We start from the raw sequence: 15,551 nt of genomic DNA, 5'->3' as shown, positions 1-15,551 counted from the left end.
CTGCCATGCCTGCGCCGCTTTCGCCTACTCCGCGTCATTCTCCTGCCCCGTGTGGCGAGCACCCTTTTCATTGAACGCCAACCACCTCAATCGGCGCGGCATCCAGCCCCGACGCAGCAGCCAGCCATCGAGCGAGAACTTGCCGGCCCCGGTCACCATCACCCCGGCAAACACCACCATCAACAGCATCACGTACTCCCAGCCACCCCCGCCCGCCGAGGCCCAGGCATACCCTCGGCTCCACTCCCCGCCGAAACCGACCGTGGCCACCAGGAAGTACACCAGGCTCACAAATGCCCCCAGCCTTGCGAACAACCCCAACCCGACGCTGACGGCACTGGCAAACTCGATCAGCCCACCGAGCACGACGAAGTACGCCGCGACCTCGCCGAGGCCAAAGCCCTGGAAGCCCGTCTCCAAGCGGTGAAACCAACCCAGCCCGGCGAAGATCTTCTCGGAACTGTGGCACAGCTCGTTCAGGCCGAAGTACATGCGCACGATCGTCGCCTGCCACAACAGCAATCCCAGCCAAGCCCCTGGCTTGTTGCGATCACGGCGCAGGTCGCTGAGCACGCAGTCGGCGAACTGCAACAGCAACGGCACGGCGGCAATGCTCGCGACCCAGACCATGACCAATGCATCGTTCATCGCCGCCACGCGCCAGGCGATCAGGAACGGTAGCAACGACAGCAGAAAGCCCGGGGCGAACGCCTTGGGGGTGATCAGCGCCGCGCTGAATAAGGCAACGCACATCCACAGCGTGCTCGACCAGGCGGCGAAGTCAGGCAGCGAGTGATTGCCCCAACCACAGTAAAGGGCGGCCACCAGAGTCGCCGCCAGCCCGGCCACGCTGAGCGTGTTGGGCATGCGCGACGGCGTGAGCAGGCCGTAGTCGTTGGCAAAGGCGCCCTCGACCATATCAAGGGAACGTACTGGACTGTTCATCACGAACCTCGCTCAAGGGTGGCTGACAGGCAGGGTTTTCTCGAAGGCACGCGCAAGCTCCGTGGCCATGCGCTGCTCCTGGTCATCGCTGGCACCGCCGGCCACGCCCAAGGCGCCGACAGCCTGGCCCTGCTGACGGATCACCACCCCGGCGACGGCGGGCAGGATGCCGGGGATGCTGCCCAGTTGCAGGTTCTTCTGCCGCGCCAGGTCGTAGAACACCACTGTGTCGACGTCGTTGATCGCCGCCGAGTTGGCCTTCTTGATCGCCGCCTCGATGCAACCCGGGGCGGCGCCGTCCATGCGTTTGAAGGCCAGCAGGTAACCATTGGCGTCGGTTACCGCGATGCATGGGTGGGTGCCTTCGGCGCGGGCCTTGGCCACGGCGCTGTCGAGCAGCGCTGCCGCGCCGCCCAGGGACAGCTGGGTGGTGCCACGCAAGGCAGTGCCTTCACTGGCCTGGGCCCATGGCGCGGCGAGCAGGGTGAGGCCTGTCAGGAGCAGGCGCCGGAAATGAACGTTCATCTGCAATTCCTTTTCAATCGATCCAGGTTGGCCCTCCGCGCATTCGCGCAGAGGGCCACGGCCATCAGTGGAAGGTCGCTGCCACGTCTTCGGCGAGCTTCTGCTCGGTCAGGTCGGTGGCACCGCTGACGCCAACACTGCCGACCACATTGCCACCGTGCTTGACCACTACCCCGCCCACTGCCGGCAGGATGCCAGGGATGGTGCCGATGGCCAGGTTCTCCTTGCGCGCCAGGTCGTAGAAGGTGATGGTGTTGATGGCAAACCGCGCTGCCGAGGTGGCCTTGGCAATCGACGCCTCGACGCAACCGGCATAGGCACCCTGCATACGGGTAAAGGCCAGCAGGTGACCGTCGGCATCGGTGACCGCGATACAGATCTTCATGGCGCGGCTGGCGGCCAGTTCGGTGGCGTGCAGCGCCAACTGCTGGGCAGCGGCGGTGGACAGGTTTTCCTGGGCCACCACCGTGGCTGCCGGGCTGGCCGCCTGGGCGGAGGTCGCCATGGCGAAGGCAAGGGACAAGGCGGCGATGGTCATTGTTGTTTTCATCGGTACATCTCCTGGGTAGGTGCCCTGTGCGTGCTTGCGCAGGGCTGGCTGAATGCGGGCGCAGGGGCGCCCTGCTCGCGAGCCGCTGGGGCTCGCAAGTGCATCAAGTGGGTTACTGGGGTAAGTGGATCAGCGGGCGACGGTGGCCAGCGGCTTGCCGACCATGGCCGGGACTTTCTCGCGCCCGCCCAGGGCTGCCGGCAACTGCACCTTGTAGATCATGAACGGCCGCACGATCGCGTCCTGGCCGCCAGGGCCTCGGTTGGAGGCCATGCGCGCACTCTGCGGCACTGGGATGTACAACTCGCGCTGGTCGGAAATGATCATCGCATCCGGGTTCCACAGCCGCGGGTCCTCGGCGACCACGCGCAGCGTGCCATCCGGGGCGTACACCGACACGCGCGGCCGGTCATACTCGCCCAGGTAGACATTGCCGGCGCTGTCCATCGCGGTGCCGGTCAGCGGGCTGGTGTCATGCACGAACTCGACCTGCTTGCCTAGCTCCGCCTCGCTGATCCGCGTGTCGCGCAACGCTGCGGTCGGCACCCGCCACAATGGCCCGCTCAGCGGCTGGTAGTACAGCCATTGGCCGTCGGGGCTGATCTCGATAGGGTCGGAATGCACTTGGTGATCGCTGCCGTCAGCCAGCAGTAGCGGCTGGCCGTTTTCTCCGATCGGCCGGCGTTCGGGCGCCATCTGCGTCGACGGATGCCCAGCCAGGCGGCGCACGGCTTCACCGGTTTTCAGGTTGACGACGATGATCGCGCCCAGGCCCGAGTCGGTCACATAGGCATGCTCGCTGTCCAGGCGCAGGTCGTTGAGGTTGGCGCCGGCCGGCAACACGCTGGCGGGCAGGCTGATGCTGCGCAGCAACTTGCCGTCGCGGGTGTCGAACTGCAGGATCTTCTGCCCGGGGTTGATGCCTTTGGGCCCGGCATCTTCGCCCTGGTCGATGGCCCACAGGGTGTCGTCGTCAAAGATATGGATGGTGTTGATCTTTACCAGCGCCGCAGCGCTCGGCTTGCCCGGTGCCCAGGCATTCCACTGCCCGCCCGGGAACGGCTTGAGGCTGCCGTCGGGCAGCACCTCGGCGATCGACGGTGTTTTCTCGAAGCCGGGCCAGCGCGGCAGGCCGACGAACAGGCGGCCACCGGAAGTCAGCGCCACGGCGTTGCACAGCCAGTCCAGGCGGGCGACCTCAGTCAGCGGCTGACCGCTGGGCGGCAGATCCTGCGCCTGTATGAGCGGCGTGCAGGCAAGGCCGAAGGCAAAACCGGCAATGCGCAAAGCGCGGGAAGTACGTCCTGATGCGTTCATTATTGTTGTCCTTGTCAGTAATGGAATCAGCGCGCAGTAGCGGGCTTGAGCGATGGCGCGGGCCGGTCGCGGTCTTGCGGGTTCGCGCTGTCGTCAGGGCGTTGCAGCGGGCCGACGATGAGCAGGTAGCTGACGAACGCGCCGACGGCATTCAGCGCGACATACACCAGGGCACCGTTGAACGAGTGCATCGACTGCACCATGTAGCCGATCACCACCGGGGTGACGATGCCGGCCAGGCTGCCAAAGGTGTTGAAGATCGCGCCATTCATGCCGATGCTGTCCTTGGGCGAGACATCGGCGATGATTGCCCAGCCCAGCGCGCCCACGCCCTTGCCGAAGAACGCCAGGGCCATGAACAGTACGATCAGCAGGTTGGTTTCCACGTAGTTGCACAGGATCATGCTCATCGACAGCGCCATGCCGATGAAGATCGGTAGCTTGCGCGCCAACGTCAGCGACATCCCCTTGCGCAACATCCAGTCCGAAGCCATGCCCCCGGTGATCCCGCCCACAAACCCGCAAATCGCTGGCACCGCCGCCAACAGCCCGGCATCCAGCAACGACAGCCCGCGCTGCTGCACCAGGTACACCGGGAACCAGGTGAGGAAGAAGAACGTCAACGTGCTGATGCAGAACTGCGCCAGGTAGATGCCGAGGAACATGCGCTGACGCAGCAAGCCACGGGCGCGCGTCCAGGTGCCGCGCCAGCCCTGCCCTGGCGGCCGGCTGGCTGCGTGCTCGCGCAGGCTGGCCCCGCCTAGACGCATGGCTTCGCGCTCCACCGCCGTCAGCGTCGGGTGCTCGACTGGCGCCTTGATGCGGCGGATGAACACCAGGCCCATGGCGACGCCCGCCGCGCCCATCACATAGAACACCCACGGCCAGCCCCAGCGGGTCGAAATCCACGCCAGCAAAGGTGTGAACACCACCGCCGCGAAGTACTGGGACGAATTGAAGATCGCCGTGGCAGTCCCGCGCTCAGCCGTGGGGAACCACATCGAGACGATCTTGCTGTTGGCCGGAAAGCACGGTGCCTCGGCAGCGCCGACCAGAAAGCGCAAGACGAATACCGCTACGAAAGCCAAGCCTACCGGCATCATCGCGACAGTGCCGATCAGCCCGGTGAACAGCGACCAGGCGACGATCGCCAGGCCCAGCACGCGAATGCTGCCGAAGCGGTCGATGGCAAGGCCTCCCGGCAGTTGCAGGAGCATGTAGGCCCAGGCAAAGGCCGAGAACAACCAGCCCATCTGGGCATGCCCCAAACCCATTTCATCGGCCAGGCTGGCGCCGGCGATGGACAGCGTGGCGCGGTCGCCCTGGTTGATGATCATCATCACGAACAGCAGGGCAATGACTTCCTGGCGCCGGTGTTCGGCGATGAAGCGGCGCAGAGAATGTATTTTTTTCATTGTATTCTCGATACCGGTTTGCAAGCGCGTGCAACCTGTGAGGCTGCCGCGCAGCAAACAGTCAGCAGTGGGTTTCATGCACGATGGCATCGGCACGTTGCCGAACCTCAGGCCGCAGCGCCGTGCCCAGGCCCGGCCCCTGTGGCGCCAAGGCGAAGCCTGAGTCGATCTGCGGCAGTGCAGTGACCAGTTCGCCGTACCAGGTCGACAGCGACGCCCTGACGACCTCCTGCAACACTGCAGTCGGTGCATGCAGGCCCAGGTGCAGCCCGGCGAACAACGCCACCGGGCCGGTGCAGTCGTGGGGCGCCAGTGGCTTGTTGTAGGCTTGGGCCAGCGCAGCGATCTTGCGCGCCTCGCTGAAGCCGCCGCACCACACCAGGTCCAGCATCAGGTAATCGAGGCTGTCGGCCTTGAGCAGGTCGCGGTAGGCCGTGCTGCCACCCAGGGTCTCGCTGGCGCAGATAGGCACCCGTGTGCGCCTGCGCAGGTCGGCCAGGGCCTGGGCGTCGTCCATCTTGCATAGCGGGTCTTCCACCCAGTACACGTCAAAGGCTTCCAGCGCCTGGCAGATGCGCAGGGCTGCCGTGGTGTCCCACAGGCTGTGCAGCTCGCACATGATCTCGATGCGGTTGCCCACCGCCGCGCGAATCTGGCGGAACGCTTCGCAGCCCTTCTGCACCTCGTCCAGGCTGATGGTGTTGGCCCCGGGCTGGCGGGCGAACTGATCGAACGGCCAGATCTTCATGGCCGTGTAGCCTTCCTCCACCAGGCTGATGGCCAGGGCGCCGGCGTCGCGGCTGAAGGCCAGCTGATCGTCATAAGGGCCTTGGGCGCGGTCGCTTGCGCTGATCTCGCGGCGGGCGCCCTGCTGGGTGTTGAATTCGTAACCGGCGCAGGTGTTGTACACCCGGATGCGCTCCCGGCAGGCACCGCCGAGCGCTTCATGGATGGGGATACCGTGGCGCTGGCCTTTGAGGTCCCAGAGGGCGATGTCCACAGCACTGGCGGCGCGGATTTCGGCGCTGGCGCTGTGGTAACCCACGTAGGGCGTGGTGAGTTCCAGGGAAATGGCTTCGATCTGCCGCGAGTCGCGGCCAATCAATCCTGGGGCGATGAGTTCGTGGATGGCCGCCTCGACGGTGGCAGCACCGCGAAAGGTTTCGCCCAGGCCAATCAGGCCTTCATCGGTTTCGATCTCCAGCCAGAGCAGCTTGGGGCGTTCGGGCAGGCGCAGGGTTCTAACACAAGTGATCTTCGACATTGTTCTTGTCCTGAGTCCATTCCAGCAAATGGTATCGTTACCATTTCTGCTAAAAAACCTAGCGCATCCAAAATCTCAGGACAAGAGGGTTTAGAAAAAAGTTTACAGGAGCGTGAAAATGTTAACGCTAACTTTCCAGCGTCTGGGTGCTCTCACGCAGCACCAGGCTGAAGCCGATATCAACCGTCGCGGGCGACTGCGCATCGCCGCCCAGGCGCTCCAGCAACAGCCTGGCGGCGGTGTCGCCCATCAGGGTGCCGTCGATGCGCACCGTCGACAAGGCCGGAAAAGTGTGCGCGGCGAAGGCCATGTCACCAAAGCCCATCACCGCCAGTTGCCCGGGCACCGCGATGCCGCGGGCGGCCGCTTCGGTCAGTACGCCCTGGGCAATGGTGTCGGAGGTGCACACCACGGCGCAAGGGCCTTCACTCTCGTGGGCGGACTGCTCCAGCAGCACGCTCAGGCCTTCACGCCCCTGGGCCAGGGACGGCAGCCCCTGCCAGGTCTGGCGCTGCACGTCGGTGATGCCCTGCTCGGCCAGGGCCTGGGTGAAGCTGTCGGCACGGCGCAGGCCACGCGGGTCGTCAACGGCCAGCAGGGCGAAGCGCCGATAGCCTTGGCCCAGCAGCTGCCGCGCCACCTCGCGCCCGGCCAGTTCGTGGGAAAACCCGACCAGCATGTCGATCGGCTCGGCAGACAGGTCCCAGGTTTCCACCACCGGCACACCGGCCGCACGCAGGCGGTTGCGGCTGAGGTTGGTGTGCAGGGTGCCGGTGAGGATGATGCCGTCGGGGCGGCGGCTGAGGATCACCTCCAGCAGTTCCTGCTCCTGCTCGGTCTGGTAGCCCGAGACGCCCAACAGCACCTGGTAACCGGCCTTGATCAGGCGTTCGTTGATGGCCTGGAAGGTGTCGGAGAAGATCGGGTTGGTGACCATCGGCACCACCACCGCCACCAGCCGGGTGCGGCTGGACTTCAGCGCGCCGGCCAGGCGGTTGTGCACGTAGCCGGTCTGCTCGATGGCCCGGCGCACCTTGAGCCGGGTGGGTTCGCGCACGGTGTCCGGCTGGTTCAAGTAGCGCGACACCGTCATCGGTGCGACGCCAGCCAAGCGCGCCACATCGCTCAAGGTGACTGTCGCACGCACCTGCCCTTTGCCGTCTGAAGCCATACCCGCCTTACCCCGTGGATGCACCGTTGCTGAAGTCGGGCAAGAGTAGCCTGCGACAATCTTGAAGGAAACCCGTCAAAACAGTCATGGCGCGGGCCGCCGCTGCGCCCATAGACTCGCCCCGCCTGCCACAAGGCCGGCCCCATAACAATAACGCACGCGTCGCCAGTGCCTCTTGGCCGACGCACGTCCTGAGGATGATGGACATGAATCGACGTGAAGCCCTGATCTCACTCGTTCAACTCAGCGCCCTAGGCGCCATCGGCAGCGCCAGTGCCGGCGTGCTCGCCAACGACCGCACGCTGGCCATCGGCACCCGCGCCGATGCCCTGCCCCAACCACCGCAACCCGGCGCCCTTGCCTACCTCAGCGCAGACGAAGCCCGGGAAGTGACGGCCATCTTCGACCGCCTGATCCCCGAGGACGAGCTGGGCATGAGCGCCAGCCAGGCCGGCTGCGTGGTGTTTCTCGACCGGCAACTGGCCGGTCCCTATGGCCAGGCCACCAGCACCTACCGCCTCGGCCCCTACCTGCAGGGCACGCCCGAGCAAGGGCCACAGTTCAGGCTGACGCCCGCGCAGCGTTACCGCGAAGGCCTGGCACGGCTCGCTCAGTACTGCCAGCAGCAGCACGGCCGGCCGTTCAGCGGCCTGACCGGTGAACAGCAGGATGCCCTGCTGCGCGCGATGGAGGCCGGTGCCGCGCCGCTGGACGCCGACTTCTTCGCCCTGCTGCTGCAGAACGTGCGCGAAGGCTACCTGGCCGACCCCATGTATGGCGGCAACCGCGACATGGTTGGCTGGCGGCTGATCGGTTTCCCCGGCGCCCGCTACGACTACCGCCCATACCTGCACAGGAAAGGCCTGCCGCTCGACCTGGAGCCGGTGAGCCTGCTTGAGCGGGCGAGCTAAGCCCACCCGCCTCCTTCCCCCAGTTTTGCGCAAGGCAGCCCCGTGGCCCTGCCGGCCCATGCCTGCGCACGCCCCAAGGAATACAGATGAAAACGACAAGAGCCAAAGCGGACGTGGTGGTGATCGGCCTGGGCTGGTCCGGCTCGGTCATCGCCGAGGAGCTGGCCCGGGCCGGGCTCAAGGTGGTGGCCATCGAGCGTGGCGCCTGGCGCGACACCGCCAGTGACTTCCCGCCCTCGGTGGACACCGACGAATTGCGCTGGGCGACCCGTAAGGAAATCCTCCAGCCACCGCGCCTGGAAACCTACACCGTGCGCAACCACGCCGGCCAGCAGGCCCTGCCGGTGCGCGAGTGGAGCAACCTGACCCTCGGCAACAACGTCGGCGGCGCCGGTACCCACTGGGCCGCCGCGTCCTGGCGTTTCAACCCGTTCGACTTCGAGCCTTACAGCAGGACCGTGGAACGCTATGGCAAGCAGCAACTGGTGCCAGGCCTGCAGGTGCAGGACTGGGGCGTGACCTACGCCGAACTCGAACCCTTCTACGACCGCTTCGAGCGCATCGCCGGCACCAGCGGTAAAGCGGGCGTGATCGAAGGCCAGGTAGTACCCGGCGGCAACCCCTTCGAAGGCTCGCGCAGCCGTGAATTCCCGACCCCGCCGCTGGTGCCCAGCCACTGGAACGACATCTTCACCCGCAAGACCACCGAGCTGGGCTACCACCCCTTCCCGGTTCCCGCCGGCACGATTTCCCAGGCCTACGTCAACCCACTGGGCGTGCGCATGGGCCCTTGCACCTATTGCGGCTACTGCCAGCTGTTCGGCTGCGGCAACTGGTCCAAGAGCAGCCCCAACGCCTGCGTGGTGCCGGCGCTGATGCGCCACCCGAGCTTCGAACTGCTGACCGAAACCGAAGTGCTGCACATCAACAAGTCCGCCGATGGCAAGACCGCCACCGGGGTCAGCTACATCGACAAACACGGCATACAGGGTGAACAGCCCGCCGACATCGTCATCGTCGCCGCCTACCAGCTCGACAACGTGCGCCTGATGCTGCTTTCGGGCATCGGCGAGCCCTATGACCCGCGCACCCGCCGTGGCGTGATCGGGCGCAACTACAGCTTCCAGACGCTCTCCTACGCCTACCTGTGGTTCGAGCAGGAACACCTTAATCCGTTCATCAACACCGGATGCCTGGCCATCCAGATCGACGACTTCAACGCCGACAACTTCGACCACAGCGGCCTGGGCTTCATCGGCGGCGCGGGCATCCAGTCGCTGTCCAACAGCGGCCTGCCGATCGGCATGGCTGGCGTGCTGCCCAAAGGCGCACCGACCTGGGGCAAAGGCTGGAAGCAGGCGTTCCGGCACAGCTACCAGAACTGGGCGATGATCCAGGGCCAGGGCACCAGCTATGCCCACGAGGACATGTACTTCGACCTCGACCCGACCTACAAGGACAACTACGGTCGGCCACTGATGCGCATGACCTTCGACTACAACCTCAACGACAAGCGCTCGGGCGAGTTCATCCGCAAGCAATGCGAACGGATCGCCCAGGCCGTCGGCGGCCAGCATATCGAGTCGTACAACTTCGCTGCCGACCATTACACGCCGTTTCGCGCCAACGACTCCTCGCACACCAATGGCGGCGTGGTGATGGGCACCGACCCGCGCACCAGCGCCCTGAACCGCTACCAGCAATGCTGGGCGGCGCACAACGTGTTCGTCCTCGGCGCCTCGTCATTCCCCAACAACGCCGGCTACAACCCCACCGTGACCATCGGCGCCCTGGCCTTGTGGACGGCCAAGGCGATCATCGAACAGTACATCAAGAACCCCGGCCCGCTGGTGCAGGCGTGAAAGGAGCTGCCATGAAGACCAAGACCTTGCTGGCCAGCTGCATCGCACTGGCGCTGGCCGGCCTCACCGCTGCCGTGCTGCACAACAGCGACAGTGCCGCTGACAACGTCGCCGATGACCAACTGACAGCCGCCGGCGCCCTTGCTGTCGACCCTGCTGCCGCCGCCCGCGGCGCATACGTCTCGGCCCAGGCCGACTGTGCGGCTTGCCATACCAAGCCGGGCGGCCCGGCGTTCGCGGGCGGTTACGGGTTGCAGACGCCCTTTGGCGTGATCTACTCGACCAATATCACCCCCGACCCGCAGACCGGCATCGGCCGCTGGACCGAGCGTGACTTCTTCCGCGCGGTGCGCCATGGCCAGCGCAAGGACGGGCAACGGCTGTACCCGGCCATGCCCTACAACGCCTACGTCAAGATCAGCGACGCCGACCTGCACGACCTGTGGGCGTACATGCGCACGTTGCAACCGGTGCAGCAGGCGCCCACGCCCAACACACTGGGTTTCCCGTTCAACATTCGCCAGACCCTGCTGGGCTGGAATCTGCTGTTCTTCGACAACACTCCCTTCGTATCGCAGCCCGAACAATCCGCGCAATGGAACCGCGGGCGCTACCTGGTGGACGGCGCCGGCCATTGCTCGGCCTGCCATACGCCGAAGAACCTGCTCGGTGGCGACACCGGCCGCTACCTGCAGGGCGCCGAGCTGCTCGGCAGCTACGCGCCGGAAATCACCGGCGATCATTATCGCGGTCTGGGCAGCTGGAGCGCGGAGCAGATAGCGGTCTACCTCAAGACCGGCGCCAACCATCAGGCAATTGCTTCGGGGCCAATGGGCGAGGCGATCGAGTTTTCCACCCAACACCTGAGCGACCAGGATCTGACCGCGATCGCCGAATACCTCAAATCAGTCGACGGATCGAAGACCACCCCGCCGCCCGCCATTGCCGCCAGCGAACCGATCATGCAGCGCGGTGCGCAGGTGTATGAGCTCAACTGCATGGCCTGTCACAACGTCAACGGCGAAGGCCTGCCCGGCATGGTCACCGGCTTTGCCGACAACCCTGGCATTCGCACGCCAAGTGCTGCGAACCTGGTGGGCACGGTGCTCAAGGGCGGCCAGGCGGTGATCACCGAGGGCAATGTAACCGGGGCCGGCATGCCTTCATTTGATTGGAAACTCAGCGACAGCGACATCGCCGCCGTGCTGACCTATGTGCGCAATAGCTGGGGCAACGCCGCCCCTGAGGTCGAGGCTCAGGCGGTTACTCGTACACGGGAGCACCTTGGTCTGCAGCCAGCGATGAAGAACCATTTCTGAGTGGATCGAAAAAAAGCCGGTAAAAATCTTTACCGGCTATACCGCCAAGGCACGGCGGTCACTCCTCGTACATGACCTGATAAATCAAAACAACGGCAGTGTGTAGCTCACGATCAGCCGGTTCTCATCAATATCGCGCTGGTAATTGGAGCGCAGCGCCGCGTTGCGCCACAGCACGTTGACGTTCTTCAGCGGCCCGGACTGGATGGTGTAACCCAGGTCGGTGTCGCGCTCCCACTCGCGCCCTTCCCCGGCGAAGGTGGCCGGGTTGGCATGATCGGCATGGTTGTAGCGGGTCGAGAACGTCAGCCCCGGAATGCCCAGGGCAACGAAGTCGTAGGCGTAGCGCAGCTGCCAGGTGCGCTCGCCGGTTTCCATGAAGTCGGCGGCCATCATGTAGTTGGTCAGGTAGGCATCAGTGCCGATCAGGTAAGGCATGGCCGTGGAGCCAGACAGCCCTTGATAGGCGATGCCAAGCGTATGCCCGGCCTGACTGTAACTGAGCAGCACGTTGAGCGTACGGTTGTCGACCGGGCCGGCCAGCGCCTCGCCCTTGTCGTCGCTGATGAAGTAGCGCGCATCCAGGGCCAGCTTGCCGGGGCCCAGCGCGGTGCTGCCGAGCAGGCCGAAATAGTGCTGGCCGTAGACCTCGTCGAGTTCGCCGTACTGGTAGCTGAGGCTCAGGTTGGGGTTGACCACGTAGTCCACCCCGCCCATGCGAAAGTCGTCAGCCTCGGGCGTGCCGCTGAAACGCCGGTTCTTGTTGACCAGGCTCATGGCCTCTGTATGGGAATAATCACGCTTGGTGGTCCGGTCGATCTGCGCGTAGGTGAAGGTCAGGTTATCCAGCTCTTTGGAGGTGAGTACACCGCCCTGGAAAGTCTGCGGCAGGATGCGCCCGGTGCTGGAGGCGATGGTCGGGTACTTGAGCAACTGGGTGCCGATCTTCAGCTCGGTCTTCGACAGGCGTGCCTTGGCGGTCACGCCGAACTTGCTGTACTGGTCCGGGGCGCGACCGTCGTCGCCCACCGGCAGCAACCCAGTACCACTGCGGCCTGGGCCTGAGTCGAGCTTCAGGCCGAGCATGCCGAGGGCGTCGACGCCAAAGCCGAGGGTGCCAGGGGTGTAGCCGGAGCGGAAATCGAGGATGAAGCCCTGGGCCCATTCTTCGCGCTTGGAGATGCCGGCGTCTTCGCGGAAGTCGCGGTTGAGGTAGAAGTTCTGGGCTTTCAGCGAGGCCTGGCTATCTTCAAGGAAACCTTCGGCGTGGGCCGGAAAGGTGAAGCACAGCAGTGAGGCAGCAGGCAGGATCTTGTTGTTTTTGTGCATGGCTGGTCCATTCGGCCAGGCTGGGGCGCTGGCCGTTATCGTTGTTGTCTGTGAGGGCCTCTTCGCGGGCAAGCCCGCTCCCACAGGGAGAGCTGTGCAGCCCCTGAGATCAAGGCGAACGCTGTGGAAGCGGCTTTAGCCGCGAAGAGGCCGGGTCAGGCGAGCACGCCTATCTGCCACGGGCAGAATTCATCCTCGCCCAGGCCGTTGAGCTCGCTCTTGGTCGCCTCCCCCGAGGCATGGGCGAGCAACCGCTCGAAGATTTCCTGGCCCATCTGGCCAATGGTCTTGTCGCCGTCGATGATCTGCCCGCAGTTGATGTCCATGTCGTCGCTCATGCGCTGGTACATGGGCGAGTTGCTGGCCAGTTTGAAGGTCGGCGCCGGCAGCGAGCCGAAGCATGAACCTCGACCGGTGGTGAAGGCGATCAGGTTGGCGCCGCCGGCGATCTGGCCGGTGGCCGAAACCGGGTCGTAGCCGGGGGTGTCCATGAACACCAGCCCGTGGGTCTTTACTGGGTGGGCATATTCGTACACATCCATCAGCGGCGCATTGCCGCCCTTCTTCGCGCCGCCCAAGGACTTTTCCAATACGTTGGCCAAACCACCAGCGTTGTTGCCAGGGCTGACCCGGCCGTTGATCTGGGTGTCGCGCCCACGGTTGTATTCCAGCCACCACTCGATGCGCTCGATCAGCTTTCGACCCACCGCCGCAGTGGCCGCACGGGCGGTCAGGGTGTGCTCGACGCCGAAAATTTCCGACGTTTCAGAAAGAATCGCAGTGCCACCATGGCGCACCAGGATATCCACCGCCGCGCCCAGCGCCGGGTTCGCCGAGAGGCCGGAGAAACCATCAGAACCGCCGCACTGCATGCCGACCATCAAGTGCTCGGCGGACACCGGCTGGCGGCGCGCCTGATCGGCCTTGGGCAGCATGCCTTCGATCAGCGCGATGCCCTGGTCGGTGGCGCTTTTCACCCCGCCCACGTCCTGGATCACCAGTTTCTTCAGCATGTCGCTTTCCACCAGCCCTTCCTGCTCGAAGAAGCCATGGATGTTGTTGCGCTCGCAGCCCAGGGCGATGACCACCGCACCCACGGTGTTGGGGTGCTTGATGTAGCCACCGATGGTGCGACGCAGCAGGTCCATCGGTTCGCCAGTCATTTCCATGCCGCAGCCGATTTCATGTACGTAGGGCACCACGCCGTCGATATTGGGGAAGCCGGCCAGGCGGCGTTCGTCGAAGTGATTGGCGACCTTGCGCGCCACGGTGGCGCCGCAGTTGCCGACCACGAACACCCCCAGGTAGTTACGGGTGGCTACACGACCGTCTTCCCGGACGATGCCCTGGAAGGTCGCACGCTGCTCTGGCGGCAGCATGTCGGTGGGTACATAGTCCAGGCCGTAGCGGTAGTCGCGGTCAGTTTCACCAAAGGCAATGTTGTGGCTGTGCATCCAGGTACCCGGTAGCAGGTCTTCGGCGGCATAGCCGATCACCGTGTTGTACTTGAGTACCGGCTCGCCCTTGGCGATCAGCCGGGCGGCAACTTTGTGCCCCAGCGGTACGGGCTGCCGAGTGGTCACGCCTTCACCGGGAATGGCGGTGCCGGCGGGGATTTCGACGCGCGCGACAACGACATTGTCAGCGGCATCGAGGCGAATGACGGGGCTCACTTCACGGTGACTCATGGTGTTTTCCTATGGGTATGTCATACACGGCGATGGCGACAGAAGCGCCACCGCCGTGGCGTGCTCAGGGGCGTTTGCCGAATTCGGCGCTGTGCTGGGTCCAGGCCAGGGCTTGTTCACTGAGGGAGAAACCCAGCCCCGGACGGTTGGGCACCCACATGCGCCCGTCACGCAGCGCCAAGCGCTCGTTGAACATCGGTTCGAGCCATTCGAAGTGCTCCAGCCAGGGTTCTTCCGGATAGGCCGCCGCCAGGTGCAGGTGAATCTCCATGGCGAAGTGCGGCGCCAGCTTCAGGCCCTTGAAGCTGGCCAGGTTCATGATCTGCAGAAATGGCGTAATGCCACCGACTCGCGGCGCATCGGGTTGCACGAAGTCACAGGCGTTGGCGGTGATCAACTGCGCGTGCTCGTTGAAGCTGGTAAGCATCTCGCCGGTGGCGATGGCGGTGTCCAGCGACGCGGCCAAGGCAGCGTGGCCTTCGACGTCGGCGCTGTCCAAAGGCTCCTCGATCCAGGTCAGGTCGAATTGCTCGAGCTTGCGGCAGAAGCGCTGGGCGGTGACCCTATCCCATTGCTGGTTGGCGTCGACCATCAGCGGGAAGCCTTCGCCCAATTGCTCGCGTACGGCCTGCACGCGCTTGAAATCGATGCCGGTGTCCGGCTGGCCCACCTTGATCTTGATGCCGCCGATGCCGTTGCCACGGGAGGTCTGCACGTTCTCCAGGACCTTTTCCAGCGGTGTCGACAGGTAGCCGCCCGAGGTGTTGTAGCACTGCACAGAATCGCGGTGGGCACCGAGCAACTTGGCCAACGGCAGGCCGGCGCGCTTGGCTTTCAAGTCCCATAGGGCGATGTCGAAGGGCGCGATGGCCTGGGTGGTCAGGCCGCTGCGGCCCATCGAGGCGCCGGCCCAGAGCAGCTTGTTGTAGAGCTTGGCGATGTCGTTGGGATCTTCCCCCAGCAGGGTCGGGGCGATTTCCTGGGCGTGGGCATACATGCCCGGACCGCCAGCGCGCTTGGAGTAACCGAAGCCGATGCCTTCGTGGCCTTCGCGGGTACGGATTTCAGCGAAGATGAACGCGATTTCGGTCAGCGGCTTCTGCCGCCCGGTCAGCACCTTGGCATCACTGATCGGCGCACCCAGTGGCAGCACGGTGTAGGACAGCTTGATCCAGGCAATGCTGTCGGTGGTGGCTGGCCCGGGTTGCAGGGCGGCGATTTTCGGGTCGATGTAGACGTTGCTTTCGATCATGGA

General features: G+C 64.9%; 12 protein-coding genes and 1 pseudogene. 3 read left to right on the top strand and 10 right to left on the bottom strand.

Annotated features, from left to right (window positions below; genetic code table 11):
• Positions 1-24 precede the first annotated feature (24 nt).
• The 7 genes from F3J44_RS13930 to F3J44_RS13900 form a co-directional block, all read right to left on the bottom strand.
• On the bottom strand, positions 25-945 hold the full coding sequence (locus F3J44_RS13930; RefSeq protein ID WP_167273249.1) for a DoxX family protein: 921 nt from the start codon (positions 943-945) through the stop codon (positions 25-27).
• A 12-nt stretch (positions 946-957) separates the two neighbouring features.
• On the bottom strand, positions 958-1,470 hold the full coding sequence (locus tag F3J44_RS13925) for a heme-binding protein (RefSeq protein ID WP_167273246.1): 513 nt from the start codon (positions 1,468-1,470) through the stop codon (positions 958-960).
• Between the two features lie 64 nt (positions 1,471-1,534).
• The gene (locus F3J44_RS13920) at positions 1,535-2,020 is read right to left on the bottom strand and encodes a heme-binding protein (protein WP_205299881.1); all 486 of its coding nucleotides are present in this window, start codon (positions 2,018-2,020) and stop codon (positions 1,535-1,537) included.
• Between the two features lie 129 nt (positions 2,021-2,149).
• Positions 2,150-3,337: an L-dopachrome tautomerase-related protein gene (locus F3J44_RS13915; RefSeq protein ID WP_167273243.1), complete on the bottom strand. Its 1,188-nt coding sequence runs from the start codon at positions 3,335-3,337 to the stop codon at positions 2,150-2,152.
• A 26-nt stretch (positions 3,338-3,363) separates the two neighbouring features.
• On the bottom strand, positions 3,364-4,752 hold the full coding sequence (locus F3J44_RS13910; RefSeq protein ID WP_167273241.1) for an MFS transporter: 1,389 nt from the start codon (positions 4,750-4,752) through the stop codon (positions 3,364-3,366).
• A 61-nt stretch (positions 4,753-4,813) separates the two neighbouring features.
• Positions 4,814-6,016, bottom strand: coding sequence for a mandelate racemase/muconate lactonizing enzyme family protein (locus F3J44_RS13905; RefSeq protein WP_167273238.1), 1,203 nt, complete (start codon positions 6,014-6,016; stop codon positions 4,814-4,816).
• A gap of 127 nt (positions 6,017-6,143) precedes the next feature.
• The gene (locus F3J44_RS13900) at positions 6,144-7,187 is read right to left on the bottom strand and encodes a LacI family DNA-binding transcriptional regulator (protein ID WP_167273235.1); all 1,044 of its coding nucleotides are present in this window, start codon (positions 7,185-7,187) and stop codon (positions 6,144-6,146) included.
• A gap of 206 nt (positions 7,188-7,393) precedes the next feature.
• Here F3J44_RS13900 and F3J44_RS13895 point away from each other — a divergent pair, with 206 nt between their 5' ends.
• From F3J44_RS13895 to F3J44_RS13885, 3 genes are all read left to right on the top strand, one after another.
• Positions 7,394-8,098, top strand: coding sequence for a gluconate 2-dehydrogenase subunit 3 family protein (locus F3J44_RS13895; RefSeq protein WP_167273232.1), 705 nt, complete (start codon positions 7,394-7,396; stop codon positions 8,096-8,098).
• An 86-nt stretch (positions 8,099-8,184) separates the two neighbouring features.
• Positions 8,185-9,960, top strand: coding sequence for a GMC family oxidoreductase (locus tag F3J44_RS13890; RefSeq protein WP_167273230.1), 1,776 nt, complete (start codon positions 8,185-8,187; stop codon positions 9,958-9,960).
• An 11-nt stretch (positions 9,961-9,971) separates the two neighbouring features.
• The gene (locus F3J44_RS13885; RefSeq protein WP_167273227.1) at positions 9,972-11,279 is read left to right on the top strand and encodes a cytochrome c; all 1,308 of its coding nucleotides are present in this window, start codon (positions 9,972-9,974) and stop codon (positions 11,277-11,279) included.
• A gap of 84 nt (positions 11,280-11,363) precedes the next feature.
• Here the strand turns inward: F3J44_RS13885 and F3J44_RS13880 are convergent, their stop codons facing one another.
• The 3 genes and pseudogenes from F3J44_RS13880 to F3J44_RS13870 form a co-directional block, all read right to left on the bottom strand.
• Entirely contained in the window at positions 11,364-12,608 is a 1,245-nt protein-coding gene (locus F3J44_RS13880; protein WP_167273224.1) for an OprD family porin, read from the bottom strand.
• Between the two features lie 155 nt (positions 12,609-12,763).
• Complete coding sequence (locus F3J44_RS13875; RefSeq protein ID WP_167273222.1) at positions 12,764-14,296, bottom strand: UxaA family hydrolase; 1,533 nt, start codon at positions 14,294-14,296, stop codon at positions 12,764-12,766.
• 64 nt (positions 14,297-14,360) lie between these two features.
• Positions 14,361-15,488: pseudogene (locus tag F3J44_RS13870) on the bottom strand (mandelate racemase/muconate lactonizing enzyme family protein); the annotation flags it as partial.
• Positions 15,489-15,551 lie beyond the last annotated feature (63 nt).

Source organism: Pantoea sp. Tr-811 (assembly GCF_011752535.1).
GTDB lineage: Bacteria > Pseudomonadota > Gammaproteobacteria > Pseudomonadales > Pseudomonadaceae > Aquipseudomonas.
The sequence above is the reverse complement of the archived record's forward strand: the minus strand, read 5'-3'. Positions and strand labels throughout refer to the sequence as shown.